Origin of the sequence: Acinetobacter sp. CIP 53.82 (assembly GCF_000369465.1) — a bacterium.
Classification (GTDB): domain Bacteria; phylum Pseudomonadota; class Gammaproteobacteria; order Pseudomonadales; family Moraxellaceae; genus Acinetobacter; species Acinetobacter indicus.
This window is the reverse complement of the sequence record NZ_KB850045.1, coordinates 80,395-98,762: the sequence shown is the minus strand read 5'-3', so window position 1 is coordinate 98,762 and position 18,368 is coordinate 80,395. Positions and strand designations below refer to the sequence as shown.

Genomic DNA, 18,368 nt, shown 5'->3' with positions numbered 1-18,368 from the left:
ATCAGGCCATCTTCTTGAGCACCTGCAATTACATCTTCTGCTGCCTGGTGTGCATTTTCAGCATCAGTCACCAGGGCTTCCGCTGCTTCGAATGCGTCATCGATACCGTTACCATCTGCATCATTCACTGGCGGTACTGTGATTGGATCATTGATGGCATCGAGACGATCTTGCAACTCTTCTTTATCTGCACTTTCAGGCAAGGCTGTGACTGCATCTTGCGCAGTATCTTTGGCTTCTGCTGCTGCATCTGCCGCATCTTGAAGCTGCGCTTGCTCTTCTGAGGTAATCAGGCCATCTTCTTGCGCCTGATTTAATAGATCTTCTGCAGCCTGTTGAGCCTCTTCTGCTGCAATCACTAGTTGTTCTGCAGCTGTAGAATCTACTGGTGTATTTGATGATGCACTATCAGAATCTGAACCTACCGCAGCAATAGTCGCTCCTGCAGCTACAGCTCCAGTGACCCAAGGCATCAGGGCAGCAAGTGTATCAGCGTATAACAGTGGACTAATCGTTTCGATAAAATGATATTTAATTGTAGGAAGGATCTCGCCAGCAGCATTTGCGAACTCTGCCCAATACAGCTGCTCTCCATTATCAAAAACAATATGATGGCTATCTAATGGGTCATCAAAATAGCTTTCGATCACTACCTTTTCGCCATTTTTCAGGTTCACTATTGCTGCATTTCCCTCTCGAGTAATACTCGCCACATCCTCAATTGCTGTATCAATCTTGACAACAGAGTTTTCAGATAAAGTAACCGTATTCGTATCAGCAGACAGCAATAACTGCTGTGTCTCTTTCGAAGTAACCGCTATATTTGGCATACCCTCTTCCTTTTTATGATCGTATCTTTATGTAAAGTTAGGTTTTGAAATTCTTATTCTTCTTAGCAAGAGTTGGCATTTTTATCGAGTTTATACTCAGAACATACTGATTAATATTTCTTATCAAAATACTCGGTTTTAAAAACTAAAATTTAGAATGTGATAAGCATTTGTTTTAATTATTTTTTTAAAATGAGACATAATTATTAATTAAACTAAACAAATGCAAAATTATCATTACTTTTATTTATTTATTTTAATCACATCACATAAATTAACTTATTGTATTGAAAATGTTAAAAATTACACAGCAAATACACACAATTACAAGCAAGATAAATATAAATAAAAAAAGTTACATTAATTCTTTTTAAGTATTTGAAGATTATTAAAAAACAAAAAAGACGCGATACGCGTCTTTTTATAAAAATGCTGGATCTTTAAGCCGGAATACGTAACACCTGTCCAGGGAAAATATCATCCGCATCTTTTAACAAAGGACGGTTGGCTTCAAAGATTTTATTGTACTGATTGGCATCACCATAAAACTCTTTTGAGATTTTAGACAGGGTATCGCCTGATTTAACTGTATAGAATTTACTTTCTGGTTCTGGCGTTGCCACAGTCATCTGATCATCCACTTGCGCGACATGATCAATATTTCCCACCGCCAGTACAATTTTTTCACGATCAGCCTGGCTTTGTACCTGCCCTTTAATCGTGGCTAAATCGGTCTTGCCATTGTAGTTCACAGAAAGGCCCGTAATTGGTAAGCCTAAAGATTTAATATGTCCTAATAATTTATTGGCCATTTCCTGTGCTGACGGTTCTGCTGGGGCCGCTGGTGCAGCCGGTTGTTGCTCTGCCGGGGCAGTGTTTTTCTTACCAATACCTTTTACAAAATCAAAAAGTCCCATTGTTATTCTCCAGCTTTTATTTGATGCAATTGATTTTTATCAATCATTTGGAATTGCGTGCTTTCTTTTTATAACGAAAAAATACACAGGAGAGCGTTGCGCTTGGTTAGATAAAAGTAAGCTTATGTAATTTCGGCCGGCCATAAAAAAACCACCCAAAAGGGTGGCTTTTCTTAGCATCTGCTAAAAATCTTTAATTAACCAAGTTTTTTAGTCACATAGTCAATTGCAGATTGAACAGTTGTAATTTCGTTTGAATCTTCATCAGGAATTGTGATGTCGAAATCATTTTCGAAAGACATTACAAGTTCAACCAGGTCCAGAGAGTCTGCACCTAAGTCATCCATGAAAGATGCTTCGTTTTTAATCTCTTCAGCTTTAAGACCAAGTTGTTCAGCAACCGCTTGTTTAACGCGTTGTTCGATATCGCTCACAGGAATTCTCCTCATTGCTTGTGGCGTTTTTAATGCCGTTAGTTTAATTGAATCTATAAGTTTTTGAAAGTTTATACATGAGCTTAATTCATGTATAAACCACCATTTACATGTAACACTGTACCAGTGATGTAACTTGCTTTGTCAGAAGCCAAGAAACTCACTGCATTGGCGATATCTTGTGGATCACCTAAACGGTTTAATGCCACTTGCTCACTCATTTTTTTGCGAATTTCTTCACTTAACTGTTCGGTCATTTCTGTTGCAATAAAACCGGGTGCAACAGAGTTGACTGTAATTTGACGGCTGCCCATTTCCTTGGCCAGGCTGCGGCTAAATGCCTCAATCCCTGCTTTGGCCGCAGAGTAGTTGGCCTGTCCCGGATTGGCAAAGTGTGCCACCACTGAACTAATATTAATAATGCGACCGAAACGCGCTTTGGTCATGCCTTTCAGTATACGTTTAGACAAACGGTAAACGGCTTTCAGATGGATGTTGAGGATATCATCCCAGTCATCTTCAGACATACGCAGTAACAAATTATCTTTGGTAATACCAGCGTTGTTCACCAAGACCAGTACCGGACCATAGTTTTGTTCGATGTCCGAAATGAGCGCATCAATTGCCTCGCCATTACGAACATCCAGGACTTTACCCGCACCCTGTTCACCAAAGCCTGTGCTTAGTTTTTCTGCACCTGCTTCAGAAGTTGCTGTCCCAACCACAAAATAACCGTCTTGAATAAGCTGCTGAGCGATGGCTGCACCAATCCCTCGGCTTGCACCTGTCACCAATGCGACTTTGCGTTCTTGTGTCATGCAATTTTCCCTTCAGCCACTAAAATGGCATTTAAGGCATCCTCCAGACGACTATTGCTGTCAATCGGGAATGCTTTTTCTATGTGAGGTAAGCGTTTTGCAAGGTTCGCCAATACATTCCCTGGACCACATTCAACAATGTACTGAATGCCCTGGTCTTGCAGGTACTGCATGGTGTTTGTCCATTGCACAGACTGATACAATTGAGCAGTCAAAGCCTGACGCAATTGAGCAACATCAGTTGCTACAGCTGCGCCCACATTTTGTATTACAGGAATGCTTGGTAGCTCAATGGCAGTTTGTTCCAAAGCTTGTGCGAACTGTTCTGCAGCCGGTTTCATCAGTGAACAGTGCGATGGCACTGACACCGGAAGCGCAATAGCTTTGGCTGAATTTTCTTTGGCGAGTGCGATGACTGCATCTACCGCTGCTTTATCGCCAGCAACTACCACCTGACCTTGGGCATTGTAGTTGGCTGCTTCAACTGAACCGGTGCCTTGTGCGGTAGCTTGCGCACACAGTTCAATCACTTTGGCATCTTCCAGACCCAAAATGGCCGCCATAGCGCCCTGGCCTTGTGGCACAGCTGACTGCATGAGTTTGCCACGCAAATTCACCAGCTTCACGGCATCACCCAGTGATAACGCACCCGCCGCCACCAGCGCGCTGTATTCGCCCAGAGAGTGGCCTGCCAGATATTTGGGTGCTACACCACCCAGCTCCAGCCAGACACGCCATAACGCAATACTGGCGGTCAATAAAACCGGCTGGGTAAATTCTGTTTGATCTAAACCTTCACCACTATGCGCAATGTGCCATAAATCAAAACCGATTGCGGCCGATGCTTCCGCAAAAGTTTCACGCACACCAGCAAACTGTTCTGCAAGTTCTGCTAGCATGCCGACTTTTTGTGAACCTTGTCCTGGAAACACAAATGCAGTTTTTGTCGCTTGCTCGAATCGTGTAGCAGACATATAAAAATCCTTTCGTGTAGAGCTGTTTTAAACAGGGTACGCCCCTTCAACAGTTCTTTTTTATGTAAGCTGATCGTTGGTGCGAAAATTTAACACTATTTTTCGGGCGAAGTAATTGCGAAAAACAACAAAAAAAGGGAGCTTACGCTCCCATTTTTTCCACTAAGCTTGACGCTTAATGCTTGTCAACAATTATTCAGCATCAGCTGCTTTAGCGAATAATTGACGACCACGGTAGATACCATCTTTAGATACGTGGTGACGACGATGAGTTTCACCAGTAGCTTGGTCTACAGTTAATGCATTCTCGGTTAAAGCGTCATGTGAACGGCGCATGTCACGGCGAGAGCGACTTTTACGGTTTTGCTGAACGGCCATGATGGCTCCTTACAAAGATCGAAAAAATGGATCAGAACAAATTCAGTTGTCTTAACGCAAAATTATAACATAATTTTTAGTTAAGTTTACCCTTCAAACTTGCCAAAACATCAAACGGATTATCCCGTTTTTCTTCGACATCGTTCTGAACGGCAGGTTGATGCTTGTGTTCGCAAGCGTCATGCTTAGGCGACAAAGGCAGCAACAATAACAGTTCATCTTCTATAAGTGCGAGTAAATCAGCCGTCGCCGGTGAATCATAATCACCTTTGCTGGTTGCTTCACTTTCACCCAGAACAATGAAATCAGCATCCTCATCCAAGCGCTCTATCAGTGACTCATCATCTACAAGCGCTAAATGGAAGTCTAAAACAAGGTCAATTTCCACGGTATCCAGACAGCGCTGGCATTCCATTGGAACTTGTGTTTCAACGTGACCATCTAGCCATGCAATGCGATGATAGGCATCCATTGATAGCTTACAGTCTATGTTAATCAATTGATCATCAATTGATCCAACAGCTTCACGAGCAATACGAGCAAAGCGAGACAATGGCAGGGTACCTGACCATGTAAAGCCCTGTTCAGCCCATTTAAACGGCTCAATCTGTGCCGGAAAGGTATTTGCTGACATAATTAAGGCGGCAATTCTACAAATTCATCAGTACTCTGTCAAAGATTAAGATACAATTTTGTACTTATTTAGACAGACCAATTGGGTAAATTAAGTCATGCATCTGTTGCAGCCGCAAACAGAAGTGAATGTTTCATCACTCGTTAGCACACTTTCAACGCTCGATTCTGACATTTCACCTGACCAAGTGCAACTCTCGGACTGGTTGAAATTATCGACAGAATCAGAATACGTCGATTGGCTCATCTTACACTTTAATCACTGGTTTTCCCACCACAATGTCAACCTGGTGCGTGGTGATTTTGAACCGGAGTATTTCCCCGCCACCGCAGACACCCCTGCCCGCATCCAGTTTGCGCATGGTTTCTTTAACAGTGCCCTGCATGAAATCAGTCACTGGACCATTGCCGGTGAGGAACGCCGTAAACAGCCCGATTTAGGCTACTGGTATGCTCCGGATGGCCGCACGGCTGAGCAGCAGGCCCTGTTTGAGCAGGTCGAAATCAAGCCGCAAGCGATTGAATGGATGTTTGCCACTGCATTTGGACGCAAATTCCGGGTTTCTTTAGATAACCTGACCGGTGAAGGTGGCGATGGTGCCTGCTTTAAAGACAATGTTTATGCCCAGGTGCAGCGTTATTTTCGTGGTGAAGCCAAACTGCCACGCGATGCCAAACGCTTTATTGACTGTATCTGTTTATGTACCCGGCATGGCAAAAGCTTACATAGCGATGAGTTTTCAAGAGAAATGCTTGATTAAATAACATAAATCAACGCTCTGGATACACAGGGCTTTGTACAATGGTCTGAAAAGCGAATCATCATCAGATCAGGAGAAAAGAATATGCTGCATTTAAGAGTTCATCCTGAAAATCCTCAGACCCGTTTAATTAGCCAGGCAGTAGAACGGATTCGTGCCGGCGATGTGGTGGTCTATCCTACCGATGCAGCCTATGCGATTGGCTGCCAGATTGGGAATAAAGCAGCCATGGAACGGATTGCCCAGATTCGTGGTCTTGGCCCTAAACATCAATATGCAATTTTATGTTGTGACCTGTCCGATATTGCCACTTATGCCAAGGTCGATAATGCCATGTATCGCCTGCTAAAAAACAATACCCCGGCAGTAACCACTTTTATTTTACCGGCCACCAGTGAAGTGCCGCGCCGTCTGATGCACCCGAAAAAGAAAACCATTGGCCTGCGTATTCCGAGCAATCCGGTTTGCCAAATGTTACTGAAAGAGCTGGATGAACCGCTCTTGACCTCCACCCTGATTTTACCGGGGCAGGATGATCCACTGGATGATCCTTATGATATTGAAATGCAGCTTGGTAAACGAATTGATGTGTTTATTGATAGTGGCCTGGGGACTTTAACCACCACCAGTATTGTCGATTTATCTGGTGATCAGCCGGAAATTATCCGTCGTGGTATTGGTGATGTGAGTGCGTTTGAATAACGGCGCTCAGCGCCACCTCAGGAGGAAACGGTATGGATTTATTTTATCTGTTGCTCAACCTTCGCGAGTTTCCCAAAAGCCAGCTAATCTATGCGACCCAACCCTGGTCTCTGGAAGCTGAGGCTCTGCTGCTGGATGCAATGCCAAACCCGGCTGTCGTGTTCTCTATCGAACAACAGGCATATCATCTGCTGTCGAGTGTTGAAGAGGCCTATATCCTGTCCTTAAGATTAGGCCGCCAGAACCTGTGCAGCCGTGAAATGTGTCAGCAAGTGCTGGAACAGCTTGAGCAGTCCGCTTTATCACGTGCTTGATCGGAGTTAAGCTTTTCTTGCTAAACCCTCATCTGTATGCGCTTTAAGACCCTATCTTCCAATTGAACGTGATTTTTCCTGCTTTTTCGCTGCAGGATTGCCATCTACTTTTGCTTTTTTTCGCTTTTAGTCATTTGGGTAATTTATTTCATGGTCAATTTCCATTAAACTACGCGCAATTAACTCCATGCTTTCTTTTCGATGTGAGATCGAATGTAAAGCTCTTTTCATGCCTTTGAAAATTCGCGTGGCCTAAAACTGTAATGAATCAATCTGTGCATCCTGCTATGGACCAAGTCCCGCACATCCGCGTTTTGGATGAGTGGCAAGAGACGATTCCTGAGGATTTATATATTCCTCCTGCAGCATTTGAAATTCTGTTAGAGCATTTCGAAGGCCCGCTCGACTTTCTGATTTACCTGATTCAAAAAAATGGCTTTGACCTGCTACAGGTTGATATCGCACCGATTGCCTCTCAGTATTTGGCTTATATGGATGCGATGAAATCCCTGAATATTGAGCTGACCGCAGATTATATGGTGATGGCTGCCCTGCTGGCCGATTTAAAATCGCGTTTGCTGCTGCCGAAACCCAAAGCCATCAGCGAGCTGGAAAAAGATCCGAAGCAGGAACTGATTGACCGGCTGGAAAATTATTTACGTATTAAACAGGCGGCTGAACGTCTGGGGCAAATGCCGGTGTTAGAGCGTGATACCTTTAATACCCATGTCAGCCTGGGCCAAGTGGCGTATAGTAATGAGGGTCATGAGGCCAGCCTGTTACGTGATGCGCTATTTTGTGTATTTAATCGCCCTGAACCGGTGATTCACCAGATTCAGCAGGAACCGGTGTTACTGGAAGAACGGATTGCCTATATTGAAGCAAAGCTGCAAAGCGGTGAAGTGCTAGCGTTTGCCGAGCTGCTCAAGCCGAACCAGGGCCGTATGGGCATGGTGGTAACGTTTATGGCGATTCTGGAACTGACCCGTCAGCAAAAAGTGGCAATTGTTGCCAGTGGTGTCGAAGCACCGCTGGCCATTCAGGGAGCACAGGCCTAATGTCAGAGCAAACCCTTAACATGTCCAGTGATGAACAGCATCATGAAGTGCTGATGCAGCTAGAAGCCATTATTTTTGCCAGTGATGCACCGGTATCGCTGGCACGTCTGAAAGAAGCATTTCAGGCACGCTATAGTAAGGCAGAATTAAAAGTCTTTTTACAACAACTGGCCATGCTGCAACATGGCCGGTCTATTGAACTGGTTGAAACTGCGCAAGGTTTCCGTTTTCAGGTACGGGCCAAATATCGTACCCTGATTGCACAGGCCTGGCCGGAACGACCAACCCGTTTATCCCCGTCTTTACTCGAAACACTGGCTGTGATTGCTTACCATCAACCGGTGACCCGAGCAGATATTGAACAGATTCGCGGAGTATCAAACAACAGTCAGATTCTCAGAACGTTGTTTGACTGGAACTGGATTAAGGAATCCGGTTTTCGGGAACTCCCTGGAAGACCCGCGTTGTTAGTCACAACGCCACAATTTTTAAATGCATTTGGCCTGACCTCTGTCGGTCAATTGCCTCCCCTGCAGGATGCCAAGGAAGCTTTCATGCACCTCGATGCCCAGGCACCGAGATCGTGAATAGGTGAACTGTTGATGATAATTTCTAAGGTTATGCTGTCATGAGTGAAAAATTGCAAAAGGTACTGGCACGCGTTGGTTTGGGTTCTCGCCGTTATATGGAAGAAGTCATTGCCGCTGGTCGTGTAAGTGTCAATGGCCAAGTGGCCCAGGTGGGTGAGCGTATTGAACCAGGCGATGAGCTTCGTATCGATGGTCGTAAAGTCAGCTTCCAGATTGAAGATGAAATCCGTCGCCGTGTGCTGATTTACTACAAACCGGAAGGTGAAATCTGTTCACGTAACGATCCGGAACAACGCCCGACCGTGTTTGATCATTTACCATCAATCGCTAATGATCGCTGGGTGATGGTCGGCCGTCTAGATATCAACTCGACCGGTCTGTTACTGTTCACCAATGATGGCGAACTGGCAAACCGCCTGATGCACCCATCCAATGAAATTGAGCGTGAATATGCGGTCCGTGTAATGGGTGAAGTCACACCACAAATCCGTAACAACATGCTACGTGGCGTGGTGCTGGATGATGGCCCGGCCAAGTTTGAATCCTTCTCTGAAATTGGTGGTGATGGTATCAACCGCTGGTATCAGGTGGTGGTAAAAGAAGGTCGTAACCGCGAAGTACGTCGTATTTTCGAATCTCAGGGCTTAAAAGTTAGCCGCCTGCTACGTACCCGTTATGGTACCGTGATTCTGCCACGTGAACTGCGTACTGGCCGCTGGATGGAACTGGACAAGAATGACATCGACAACCTGACCAAAGCGGTTGAGCTGAAACCACGTCAGGGAACCGGTCTGTACGGTATGGCTAAACGCCGTAATGAACGTATGCAGGAAAAACCGATGGCAGCGCGTCGCGGTGGTTTCTTGCGTCAGCAGCGCCGTGACAATGAAGCAGCGCCAACGTCTTCAACCCGCGGCCCGCGTGATGATAACTTTGGTAATCGCGAACGTCGTGAAAACCAGAATGGCACACACTTTGCCCGCCGTGATAACCCAAATGGCAACAGCTTTGGCCGTCAAGAGCGTGATGAACATGCGCCACGCAAACCATTTGGCAACAAAAGCTTTAGAAAGTTTTAAGCTGCCTAGCAAAAAGCCACTCAATTGAGTGGCTTTTTTTATCACAGTTTTAATCCAAAACTGGAATCTCAATCCATTTTGCCTCTGGAAAATGCCGAGCCAAATAGGTTTTTAAATACTCAGCGGTATCTTTAGAAATCAGCGGATCTTGTGATTCATCTTTCAGGTTATAGGCCAGCGCATACAGCGACAGCCCTCGCGCCATCAACGCTTCCAGACTTAATAAGGTATGGTTAATGCTACCCAGACGTCCTGAACTGACCAGAATCACCGGATACTGCTGCTCGGCAATATAATCAATCGTTAACATTTCCGTGGTGAGCGGCACCATCAGGCCACCAGCGCCTTCCAGTAGTACCACATCAAAACGCGCTGCCAGTTGCTCTGTCGCCTGGCGGATGTTATTGAAATCAATCTCACGTCCATCAATTTTGGTGGCCAGATGCGGCGATGCCGGATAAGTGAAAATTTCGGGCATGGTCAGTTTGCTGTCATCTTCAGGCAACCAGCCACAGCCCATCATCTCCCGATGTTGCTGGATATCTTCCGAAATATCAGTATTGCCAGTCTGAATCAGCTTTTGGGTGATGGTTCGCTGTCCTTCAGCACTCCAGACCTTGGCCAGATAACCGGTGGTATAGGTTTTGCCAATTCCGGTATCAATTCCACTGACAAAATAGATCTGTGCCATTAGCCTGTGCTCCGTGCAATACAATAAATCGGATGATAACTGAGCAGATATTCCTGCTGGCCGGCCACATTCAGCCGGGAAAACTGCCGATAGGCCTGATAAAACTGCTGCAAACTGTGTTTGGTCCAGCGGTGCCCGGAAGCGGTACCCGTGACCCCGGTGGCTTTTAAATGCTGCAATACCTGACGAGGATGTTCAAACGCCAGGGTTTTGACGGTTTCAGACAAATACACAATTTCGAAGCCTTGTGACTCCAGACAGCGGCGCAGTTCCGGCAGGCTGAAATAATCCAGCCCCTGCCCGGTCAGGGCTTTAATTTCCTTGAGATTGTCTGGACCAAAACTGGAAAAACACAAATAGCCCGAAGGCTTTAAGGCATGCGCCATTTTGGCAAACAGCTGCTGCAGATTCTGCATCCATTGCAAGGCCGAACTCGAGATCAGCACATCCAGCTGTTCTGGAAAAGCGATCTGCTCGGCATCGCCAATCCACCATTCGGTTCGGGAGGTAGAAAACGGTTGCTGCTGGACTTCCGGATACAGATCATTAAGCAGCAACTGCTGCACCTGAAAGTGCTGCTCCAGCGCACGGGTTAAAGCCCCCGTACCACAGCCAATTTCAAACACCCGTCCCAGTTTTCGACTCGGCAAATGCGACTGCATCAGCCGAACCAGTTGCTGGCAAATCTGCTGCTGAATCACCGCATGCTGCAAATAGCTGTGATGCGCCTGGGCAAAACGCCGCGCCACTTGCGATTTATTTACGGACATCGCTGACTTGTCCATCATAACAGCGCCACACATTGTGCCAGCTCACTGGACTGAATCTGCGCGGTCAGGCAAATCCGCAACCGTGAACTGTTTTGCGGTACGGTCGGTGGACGTACCGGCATGATATAAAACCCGGCCTGCTGTAGCTGCTGTGCCTTTTGTACGGCTTTTTCCGATTCGCCCAGAATTACCGGCACAATCTGCGAGGTCGATGGACAAGCATAGCCTTTGGCTTCAACCTGCGCTTTTAATTCCTGACTGATCTGCTGTAAATGCTGGCGCTGGGCTTGCATCTGCAACATCTTCTGGAACATAAAACCAGTCCAGGCCATGTTCAAGGGCGGCTGTGCGGTACTGAAAATCAGCGGGCGCATGCGGTTAATTAAATAGTCACGGATTAGCGGATGGCTAATCAGATATCCACCGACCGAGGCCAAGGCCTTACCAAAGGTCCCCACCAGAAAATCAACCTGCTCCAGCACCGCATACTGCTCCGCACAGCCCAGTCCCTGCTCTCCACGTACACCAATAGCATGTGCTTCATCAACATACAGCATCACTTTCGGATAACGCTGCTTTAACTGCACCAGTGCCGCCAGATCGGTTTCATCACCATCCATACTAAAAATGGATTCGGTCACGACTATAATCCGTTCAATTTGCGCATCATCATGATACTGTTCCAGCAGCCGGGCCAGATGCGCCAGATCATTATGCCGGTAGCGCACCGCCTTGGCAGAAGATAAACGGATACCATCAATCATGCTGGCATGGACCAGCTTGTCAGCCAGAATCAGGGTTTTACTGTCGGCCAGTGCCGGTAAAATCCCGATATTCATATGGTAGCCACTGTTAAACAGCAAGGCGGCACGGCCAAAGGCCTGACTCAGACTCGTTTCCAGCTGCTCATATTCCGGGAAGTTCCCGGTCAGCAAACGCGACGATGAGGCGCTCATACGGCGCTCGGTGACAGGAGTTAAATCAAAAAATTCTTCACGCAAGCTGACATCGCTGGCCAGCCCCAGATAATCATTACTGGACAGATTCAGCATGCGCTGCCCGTGAATCTGAATCATGCGGCCATGTTGCAGATTGGACTGAAACTGGCGCAAATTGGCAGTGCGTTTTAACTGTTCCAGCTGCTGGGCATAATGGTCGAGCAAACTCATGCGGCATTCTCCTGCATCTGGCGAACCACCTCGGTCAACTGGGTCAGCAAGTAGTGCAGTTCATCTGCTGAAATCACATACGGCGGCATCACATAAACCAGTTTGCCAAATGGCCTCACCCAAATGCCTCGCTGTACAAACTGCTGCTGCAGGCTTTGCATATCGACTGGCGTAGTCAGTTCAACCACCCCAATTGCGCCCAGCACCCGCACATCCTGTACATGGCTCAGCTGAGCCAGTGGCGTTAAAGCCTGTTTCAATTGCTGTTCAATCTGCTGAATCTTGGCCTGCCAGTCCTGTGCCAGCAAGACTTGAGTACTTTTCAGTGCCACCGCACAAGCCAGCGGATTGGCCATAAAAGTCGGGCCATGCATAAACACGCCAGCTTCCCCCTGACTGATGGTGTCTGCCACCTGCTTGCTGGTTAAAGTTGCCGACAGGGTCATATAACCACCCGTCAGTCCTTTGCCAATACACATGATATCCGGCTCGACTCCGGCATGTTCCCAAGCAAATAACTTGCCGGTACGACCAAAGCCGGTGGCAATTTCATCAAAAATCAGCAGCAGACCATACTGCTCGCATAAACGCTTGGCCTGACGCAAATATTCAGGATGATAAAAGCGCATACCGCCCGCGCCCTGTACAATCGGCTCTAGAATCAGTGCGGCCAGTGTATGCTGATGCTGGGCCAAAGCCTGTTCCAGCTCGGCAATATCGTCCGGGTTCCAGTCTTCATCAAAGCGGGTTTGTGGTGCAGAGACAAATAGACGATTCGGCAAACTTGAACCAAAAATCTGATGCATGCCAGTGACCGGATCGCAGACCGACATCGCATTCCAGGTATCGCCATGGTAGCCGGAACGTGGAGTAATAAAATTGGTTTTTTGTGGCTTGCCTTGCGCAGTCCAGTACTGCACCGCCATTTTTAACGCGACTTCAACCGCCACGGAACCGGAATCGGCATAGAAAATCTTATCCAGACTCGGCGGAATGATTTGCAGCAGTAATTTGCCCAGCTCAATGGCCGGATCATGGGTCAGACCGCCAAACATGATATGCGACATCTGCTGTAACTGGTCGGTCACGGCCTGATTCAGTTCAGGATGATTATAGCCATGAATAGCACACCACCACGATGACATGCCATCAATCAGGCAGCGGCCATCTGCAAGTTCAATGGTCGCACCATAAGCCCGCTTTACCTTGAAGGTCGGCAGCGGCTGGGTCATGGAAGTATAAGGATGCCAAAGATGTTGCTGGTCAAATAAATCGGTCATCCCGGACTCCCTGTCTGGTTTAAAATATGCATGAGCTCGATCTTACTCCCGCCACACAGAAAAAGAAATTGCGGGAATTATCATTTCCGCTGAAGGGTCAGGAGAGTTGCTTTAAATAGTCAATAATTTTCTGTGTAACCACATCTGTTTCAAACAACGGGATGCCATGCGAGCCAGAAATCACTTCCACCTGAAGATTTTTTGCAGCTAAATTCTGTAAATCTTCTGCAACTTGGCAAGGAACCAGCTGATCTTCATGTGCCAGCAAATGATATTGTGGAGCCGGATAATTTTTTAAGATGGTCACCAGATTAAGCTGTTCCAGCAAAGCTAATCCCTGTTTTAACAAGGTTAGAGATTGCGGCTGGATTAAACTTTGTAATTTCTGTAAATCCTGCCGGCTCTGGGCACTACCCTGACAGACCAGATAACCAAAACGTTTTAAGGTCGCGGCCGCATCTTTGGCAAAGCCCTGTTTAAACTGCTGAAAAGTCTCGGGAACCATCCCGTGGGGCCACGCGTCTTGCGCAACAAAACACGGATTCGAAGCCAAAGTAATGAGCGCTTGCGGCGCCTGTCCGGATTGCGCCAGTGCATCGGCCAGTAAGGTTGCCAGCTGCCCACCCAGAGACCAGCCCATCAGCACGCTATAGCCTTTGGCCCGTTCCAGCTGCTGCTGGAACTGTACCGGATCCGCCGCATTAAAAATGTTCAGGACATCGACCTGAATGCCGTGTTGCATTAGGCTATGTTGTACAGGCTGTAACAGGCCGGTTCCTCCGCCCCATCCGGTGATCAAAAGTATACGCTGCTGCATTGTGCTGTCCTTGTTTTCATCTAGTCGCAGTATAGTAAAAATAGCGACGCCTGCACTGCATCAAAATCGCCAAATCTCGACCATAAAAAACCCGGCCAGTGCCGGATCAATGTTGGGTTGGGCTTACATTTGCGATTGAATGTAGTTCTGCAAACCAATGAGTTCAATTAAACGCAACTGTTTTTCCAGCCAGTAAGTATGGTCTTCTTCGGTATCTGACATTTGCTGACGCAGCATGTCACGGGTGATGTAATCGCCCTTGTCTTCTGCCAGCTTAACACCTTGGGCCAGTTTTTCACGTACCTCATACTCTAGCTTTAAATCGGCTTTTAAGCAGGATAGTACGTCGGTACCGACGTCAATATCATCACGTTGCATATTCGGAGTGCCTTCAAGGAACAGAACCCGGCGAATCAAGGCATCGGCATGTTGTGATTCTTCCTGCATCTCATGGTCGATGCGTTCATAAATCTTGCTCAGGCCCCAATCTTCATACATACGCGAGTGAATCAGGTATTGATCACGAGCAGCCAGTTCGCCACCGATCAACATATTTAAATAGTCTACGACTTCTGGATTGCCACGCATTTTCATTACTCCCTTACGAATACGCTCATTATGGCGAAAGCCAAGCCAAGTTGCAAAAGATAATTTGTGTAAATATATGATTTTTATATAATTAAAATGAGAAGCATGTGCATTTACAGTTCTGGACTCAAACTTTTCCACATAAAAAAGAATTGCTTGCGCACATTTGTCTGATTTTTCTGCAACCCAAACACACAAAGCGGCAAATTTAGAATTTTGTAACTATCAAAAACGGTTCTTATTTCTGCGGTTTTTACGATTTTACTGCTGTGCTTTCTCTGTTTTGACCTATCACCAGATTCAGGCAGCAACCACTCAATCTAGAGAGCGGTTGCCTGCTGTTCTGTTAGCCCTGGGTCTGGCCATATTCAGCCATCAGGCTCAGAAACTGATCTTCATTCATGACCGGAATACCAAGTTTTTCCGCCTTCTCCAGTTTGGAACCGGCTTTTTCGCCCGCCACCAGACATTTGGTTTTACTGGAGACACTGCCACTTACCCGGGCGCCGAGCGCCTGTAGCATTTGAGTGGCTTCATCACGGCCCATTTTACTTAAGGTGCCGGTAATGACCCAGCTTTCACCATTTAAAGGCTGACGGGTCGGCGCCAGCGGTGCATCCCAGTGAATACCGGCGGCCAGTAAACGGTCCAGCACTTCCAGGTTATGCGGTGCCTGGAAAAAGTCCAGAATCCATTCTGCGGTAATATCGCCGACATCCGGGGTTTTCTTGAGCGCCTCCAGATTGGCAACACGTAAGGCATCCAGCGTCTGGAAGGTATTGGCCAGCATCCGCGCGGTGGTTTCGCCGACACCTCGAATCCCCAAGGCATAAATAAAGGCGCCCAGCGTGGTTTTTTTACTGCGTTCAATTGCATCGAGCAGGTTTTGTACCGACTTCTCGCCCATCTTTTCAATATTGAGCAAGGCCTCACGATGTTCATGCAGATGGTAAATGTCCGAAACATCTTTGAGCAGATTCAGATGCAGTAATGATTCCACCCAACGATCACCCAGACCTTCAATATCCATGGCCTTACGCGAAACAAAGTGACGGATGGCCTCAATCCGCTGCGCTGCACAGTACAGACCACCGGAACAGCGTGCCAACGCTTCGCCTTCCGGCATCACCACCGGCGAATCACACACCGGACAGCAGGCAGGTAGCTGTACGGTTTCAGCCTCCGCCGGACGAAATTCCGGCCAGACTTTTTCAACTTTCGGAATCACATCACCGCTGCGATAGACACTGACCGTATCGCCAATCCGCACATCTAGACGATGGATTTCACCAATATTGTGCAAGGTGACATTAGATACCGTCACCCCACCCACTGCCACCGGATTCAGGCGTGCCACCGGGGTCAAAGTACCGGTACGGCCCACCTGCCAATGAATATTTTCAACTGTTGTCAGCGCGGCGACTGCCGGGAATTTATAAGCAGTGGCCCAGCGCGGTTCGCGGCTTAAAAAGCCAAGCTGCTGCTGCTGTTTCAGGTCATTGACTTTAATTACCATGCCGTCAATTTCAACACTCAGCTGCGAGCGTTCCTGATTGATCTGCTCATAGACTTCTTGCACGGCCTGAATGCTGTCACAAACAAAATGACGCTCACCCACAGCAAAACCAAGCTGATGTAACCAGTCCAGGCTTTCGGACATGGTGTTCAGGCCATGATGCGGCACGCACTGGGCAATGCCATAGGCATAAAACGCCAGTGGACGTGAGGCCGCAATTTTCGGATCCAGCTGGCGCAAGCTGCCGGCCGCAGCATTACGCGGATTGGCAAAGGTCTTTTCGCCTTTGGCCAGATTAGCGGCATTGAGTTTTTCAAAACCCGATTTGGGCATCAGCACTTCACCGCGCACTTCCAGAAACTCCGGAATGCTGTACTCCGCTGAAGATAAGATTTTCGGCAGGTTGCGAATGGTTTTAACATTGTGAGTAATATCTTCACCGGTTTCGCCATCGCCGCGGGTCACGCCGCGCACCAGCACGCCATTGGCATACCACAAGGAAATCGCCAGCCCATCAAATTTCAGCTCGACATCATATTGAATGGTCTGGTTGGGTAAACGCTCTTCGGCGCGGCGGGCAAAGGCAAACAGTTCATCCTGGTTAAATACGTTGCCCAGAGACAGCATTGGTACCGCATGAGTGACGCTTTCAAATTTGCTTAAAGGCTGTCCACCGACTTTATTGGTTGGGGTATCGGCCTGAATCAGATCGGGATATTGTTGTTCTAAGGCTTTAAGTTGATGAAACAGCTGATCATATTCACTGTCTGCAATAACAGGCTGATCCAAGACATAATAGGCATGATTATGCTGGGCTAAAATCTGGATCAATTGGCGCATTTGCGCCACCACATCTGCATGTTGAGTCATACGTTCACCATAAAAAAGGGCGGTGATCCCGCCCTTAAAAAATTTTGTCGCTTGGCCGTATTATAGAAACCGGAGGCTGTGGTTTCAATTCAGTTATGCCAGCGAAGCCTGACCTGCGCGATAATCAATCGCCTGATGACGCCAGTGTTCGCGTAATTGCGGGGTTAGTTCCAGATGGTTCTGGTCATATACAGTGCCATCAATTTCACGGGCAATCAGACCGGAAATGCTGATCATGGTATCAAAGGCATTTTGCACATCGCTATGTGGCAGGGCCAGGAAAAAGGCCAGACCTTTAACCTGTTCATTCGACAGGGTTTCCAGATCAAAACCGTCGGCACCATTGTCGGTAATTTGCAGCACCGAGAACAGCAGTTTGGAACCATTTTCGTTATAACGGTGGAAGCAGGACATTTCACCAAAGCGCAGACCGTATTTAAGCAGCACTTTAAGGGTTTTCTCCCCCGATAAAATCCGGCGTTCCGGGAAAATATTCAGGGCAATAAATGATTCTGCAGTGGCCAAAGCACTTTCATCATCCACCAGTTGCTGTTCATGCAGATGCGCATCCAGAATACTGCTTTCTTCTTCAAATTCACGAATATCGGCTTTCTCAATCTGGCTGTTGAGGCTAAATTCAGCTGGTACAGTTTCCGTTTTTTCGGTATCTACCCCAGCTTGAGTCTGTTCAGTCGATGCCGATTCAGGTGCAGATTCAGCAGCATGGGCTACAGCAGTCGCGGCAGCTGCAGCGGATTCAGTTTGGGCAGTTTCGGTTGAGGCCTGTTCTGCCAGATTTTCTGCCTTTGCTTCTACCTCAGTCTTGGCTGCAGGTTCAGCATCTACAGATGTCGCGGCCTGTGCTTCGGTTTTCACCTGCGCTGTTTCGCTCGGCTCAGTCAGCTGCGTTTCAGTCATGGCCTGTGGCTCAATTTTGCTGTTTGGCTCGGCGGCAGCAAGATCAGCATCGCCCAAAGTCGGTTCTACGCGCTGGGCCGGTTCAGTCTGCAACTGATGACGGACATGACGCGGAATGATCGGCTGCTGGCTATCGGCATTGACCTGCAGCTCGGAGTCCAGCGAAGGTGCTGCATCGGCCGGTTTTTTCAGGATCATTCTTAAACCGAAACCCATAATAATGAGCGCGATAATAATCCCAATGATTGTGGTGATTTCCAT

General features: G+C 47.4%; 21 protein-coding genes. 6 read left to right on the top strand and 15 right to left on the bottom strand.

The window, feature by feature from the left end; genetic code table 11:
• From F905_RS14930 to F905_RS00935, 7 genes are all read right to left on the bottom strand, one after another.
• On the bottom strand, window positions 1-830 hold an 830-nt coding region (locus F905_RS14930; protein WP_005175992.1), incomplete at its 3' end, for a BapA/Bap/LapF family prefix-like domain-containing protein.
• Between the two features lie 440 nt (window positions 831-1,270).
• Complete coding sequence (lysM, locus tag F905_RS00960; RefSeq protein WP_005175989.1) at window positions 1,271-1,747, bottom strand: peptidoglycan-binding protein LysM; 477 nt, start codon at window positions 1,745-1,747, stop codon at window positions 1,271-1,273.
• 197 nt (window positions 1,748-1,944) lie between these two features.
• Window positions 1,945-2,181: an acyl carrier protein gene (gene acpP, locus F905_RS00955; RefSeq protein WP_001279871.1), complete on the bottom strand. Its 237-nt coding sequence runs from the start codon at window positions 2,179-2,181 to the stop codon at window positions 1,945-1,947.
• An 83-nt stretch (window positions 2,182-2,264) separates the two neighbouring features.
• Window positions 2,265-2,999, bottom strand: a complete 735-nt coding sequence (gene fabG, locus F905_RS00950; RefSeq protein ID WP_005175986.1) for a 3-oxoacyl-ACP reductase FabG — start codon at window positions 2,997-2,999, stop codon at window positions 2,265-2,267.
• A complete protein-coding gene (gene fabD, locus F905_RS00945; RefSeq protein ID WP_005175982.1) occupies window positions 2,996-3,973 on the bottom strand; it encodes an ACP S-malonyltransferase in 978 nt (325 codons plus the stop codon). The genes fabG and fabD overlap by 4 nt, the downstream gene beginning before the upstream one ends.
• 192 nt (window positions 3,974-4,165) lie before the next feature.
• Complete coding sequence (gene rpmF, locus F905_RS00940; RefSeq protein WP_005175977.1) at window positions 4,166-4,351, bottom strand: 50S ribosomal protein L32; 186 nt, start codon at window positions 4,349-4,351, stop codon at window positions 4,166-4,168.
• A gap of 76 nt (window positions 4,352-4,427) precedes the next feature.
• Window positions 4,428-4,985 (bottom strand): YceD family protein, encoded by a 558-nt coding sequence (locus F905_RS00935; protein WP_005175975.1) that lies wholly within the window; start codon window positions 4,983-4,985, stop codon window positions 4,428-4,430.
• Between the two features lie 97 nt (window positions 4,986-5,082).
• On the opposite strand from F905_RS00935, the gene F905_RS00930 reads away from it, so the two are divergent.
• The 6 genes from F905_RS00930 to rluB all read left to right on the top strand — a co-directional run bounded on the left by F905_RS00930 (window position 5,083) and on the right by rluB (window position 9,488).
• A complete protein-coding gene (locus F905_RS00930; RefSeq protein WP_005175973.1) occupies window positions 5,083-5,745 on the top strand; it encodes an elongation factor P hydroxylase in 663 nt (220 codons plus the stop codon).
• Window positions 5,746-5,829: 84 nt separating this feature from the next.
• On the top strand, window positions 5,830-6,447 hold the full coding sequence (locus F905_RS00925) for an L-threonylcarbamoyladenylate synthase (protein WP_005175967.1): 618 nt from the start codon (window positions 5,830-5,832) through the stop codon (window positions 6,445-6,447).
• Window positions 6,448-6,479: 32 nt separating this feature from the next.
• On the top strand, window positions 6,480-6,761 hold the full coding sequence (locus tag F905_RS00920; protein ID WP_005175965.1) for a hypothetical protein: 282 nt from the start codon (window positions 6,480-6,482) through the stop codon (window positions 6,759-6,761).
• Window positions 6,762-7,024: 263 nt separating this feature from the next.
• Window positions 7,025-7,819, top strand: coding sequence for a segregation and condensation protein A (locus tag F905_RS00915; protein ID WP_005175962.1), 795 nt, complete (start codon window positions 7,025-7,027; stop codon window positions 7,817-7,819).
• Window positions 7,820-7,839: 20 nt separating this feature from the next.
• Entirely contained in the window at window positions 7,840-8,406 is a 567-nt protein-coding gene (scpB, locus tag F905_RS00910) for an SMC-Scp complex subunit ScpB (protein WP_370459243.1), read from the top strand.
• Between the two features lie 41 nt (window positions 8,407-8,447).
• On the top strand, window positions 8,448-9,488 hold the full coding sequence (gene rluB, locus F905_RS00905; RefSeq protein WP_005175954.1) for a 23S rRNA pseudouridine(2605) synthase RluB: 1,041 nt from the start codon (window positions 8,448-8,450) through the stop codon (window positions 9,486-9,488).
• 49 nt (window positions 9,489-9,537) lie between these two features.
• Here the strand turns inward: rluB and bioD are convergent, their stop codons facing one another.
• The 8 genes from bioD to F905_RS00865 all read right to left on the bottom strand — a co-directional run bounded on the left by bioD (window position 9,538) and on the right by F905_RS00865 (window position 18,368).
• Window positions 9,538-10,179 carry a dethiobiotin synthase gene (gene bioD, locus F905_RS00900; RefSeq protein WP_005175948.1) on the bottom strand — a complete coding sequence of 214 codons (642 nt, stop codon included), beginning with the start codon at window positions 10,177-10,179 and terminating at the stop codon, window positions 9,538-9,540.
• A complete protein-coding gene (gene bioC, locus F905_RS00895; protein ID WP_228127884.1) occupies window positions 10,179-10,949 on the bottom strand; it encodes a malonyl-ACP O-methyltransferase BioC in 771 nt (256 codons plus the stop codon). The genes bioD and bioC overlap by 1 nt, the downstream gene beginning before the upstream one ends.
• A gap of 14 nt (window positions 10,950-10,963) precedes the next feature.
• Window positions 10,964-12,118, bottom strand: coding sequence for an 8-amino-7-oxononanoate synthase (locus F905_RS00890; RefSeq protein WP_005175944.1), 1,155 nt, complete (start codon window positions 12,116-12,118; stop codon window positions 10,964-10,966).
• On the bottom strand, window positions 12,115-13,398 hold the full coding sequence (bioA, locus tag F905_RS00885) for an adenosylmethionine--8-amino-7-oxononanoate transaminase (RefSeq protein WP_005175943.1): 1,284 nt from the start codon (window positions 13,396-13,398) through the stop codon (window positions 12,115-12,117). Before bioA ends, F905_RS00890 begins: the two co-directional genes overlap by 4 nt.
• Before the next feature lie 97 nt (window positions 13,399-13,495).
• Window positions 13,496-14,215 (bottom strand): alpha/beta fold hydrolase, encoded by a 720-nt coding sequence (locus F905_RS00880; RefSeq protein WP_005175937.1) that lies wholly within the window; start codon window positions 14,213-14,215, stop codon window positions 13,496-13,498.
• A 123-nt stretch (window positions 14,216-14,338) separates the two neighbouring features.
• The gene (gene ftn, locus F905_RS00875) at window positions 14,339-14,803 is read right to left on the bottom strand and encodes a heteropolymeric bacterioferritin subunit Ftn (protein WP_005175934.1); all 465 of its coding nucleotides are present in this window, start codon (window positions 14,801-14,803) and stop codon (window positions 14,339-14,341) included.
• 346 nt (window positions 14,804-15,149) lie between these two features.
• The gene (gene ligA, locus F905_RS00870; protein ID WP_005175932.1) at window positions 15,150-17,189 is read right to left on the bottom strand and encodes an NAD-dependent DNA ligase LigA; all 2,040 of its coding nucleotides are present in this window, start codon (window positions 17,187-17,189) and stop codon (window positions 15,150-15,152) included.
• A 93-nt stretch (window positions 17,190-17,282) separates the two neighbouring features.
• Window positions 17,283-18,368, bottom strand: coding sequence for a cell division protein ZipA C-terminal FtsZ-binding domain-containing protein (locus F905_RS00865; protein ID WP_005175929.1), 1,086 nt, complete (start codon window positions 18,366-18,368; stop codon window positions 17,283-17,285).

What these genes read in the sequence shown, in the direction of transcription:
- F905_RS00930 (WP_005175973.1), top strand. Translation starts at nt 5,083, where the DNA reads ATGCATCTGTTGCAGCCGCAAACAGAAGTGAATGTTTCATCACTCGTT.
- F905_RS00920 (WP_005175965.1), top strand. Translation starts at nt 6,480, where the DNA reads ATGGATTTATTTTATCTGTTGCTCAACCTTCGCGAGTTTCCCAAAAGC.
- lysM (WP_005175989.1), bottom strand. Translation starts at nt 1,747, where the DNA reads ATGGGACTTTTTGATTTTGTAAAAGGTATTGGTAAGAAAAACACTGCC.
- F905_RS00865 (WP_005175929.1), bottom strand. Translation starts at nt 18,368, where the DNA reads ATGGAAATCACCACAATCATTGGGATTATTATCGCGCTCATTATTATG.
- bioA (WP_005175943.1), bottom strand. Translation starts at nt 13,398, where the DNA reads ATGACCGATTTATTTGACCAGCAACATCTTTGGCATCCTTATACTTCC.
- F905_RS00890 (WP_005175944.1), bottom strand. Translation starts at nt 12,118, where the DNA reads ATGAGTTTGCTCGACCATTATGCCCAGCAGCTGGAACAGTTAAAACGC.
- fabG (WP_005175986.1), bottom strand. Translation starts at nt 2,999, where the DNA reads ATGACACAAGAACGCAAAGTCGCATTGGTGACAGGTGCAAGCCGAGGG.
- fabD (WP_005175982.1), bottom strand. Translation starts at nt 3,973, where the DNA reads ATGTCTGCTACACGATTCGAGCAAGCGACAAAAACTGCATTTGTGTTT.
- ligA (WP_005175932.1), bottom strand. Translation starts at nt 17,189, where the DNA reads ATGACTCAACATGCAGATGTGGTGGCGCAAATGCGCCAATTGATCCAG.
- bioC (WP_228127884.1), bottom strand. Translation starts at nt 10,949, where the DNA reads ATGTCCGTAAATAAATCGCAAGTGGCGCGGCGTTTTGCCCAGGCGCAT.
- F905_RS00925 (WP_005175967.1), top strand. Translation starts at nt 5,830, where the DNA reads ATGCTGCATTTAAGAGTTCATCCTGAAAATCCTCAGACCCGTTTAATT.
- rluB (WP_005175954.1), top strand. Translation starts at nt 8,448, where the DNA reads ATGAGTGAAAAATTGCAAAAGGTACTGGCACGCGTTGGTTTGGGTTCT.
- rpmF (WP_005175977.1), bottom strand. Translation starts at nt 4,351, where the DNA reads ATGGCCGTTCAGCAAAACCGTAAAAGTCGCTCTCGCCGTGACATGCGC.
- ftn (WP_005175934.1), bottom strand. Translation starts at nt 14,803, where the DNA reads ATGCGTGGCAATCCAGAAGTCGTAGACTATTTAAATATGTTGATCGGT.
- F905_RS00935 (WP_005175975.1), bottom strand. Translation starts at nt 4,985, where the DNA reads ATGTCAGCAAATACCTTTCCGGCACAGATTGAGCCGTTTAAATGGGCT.
- bioD (WP_005175948.1), bottom strand. Translation starts at nt 10,179, where the DNA reads ATGGCACAGATCTATTTTGTCAGTGGAATTGATACCGGAATTGGCAAA.
- F905_RS00880 (WP_005175937.1), bottom strand. Translation starts at nt 14,215, where the DNA reads ATGCAGCAGCGTATACTTTTGATCACCGGATGGGGCGGAGGAACCGGC.
- scpB (WP_370459243.1), top strand. Translation starts at nt 7,840, where the DNA reads ATGTCCAGTGATGAACAGCATCATGAAGTGCTGATGCAGCTAGAAGCC.
- F905_RS00915 (WP_005175962.1), top strand. Translation starts at nt 7,025, where the DNA reads ATGAATCAATCTGTGCATCCTGCTATGGACCAAGTCCCGCACATCCGC.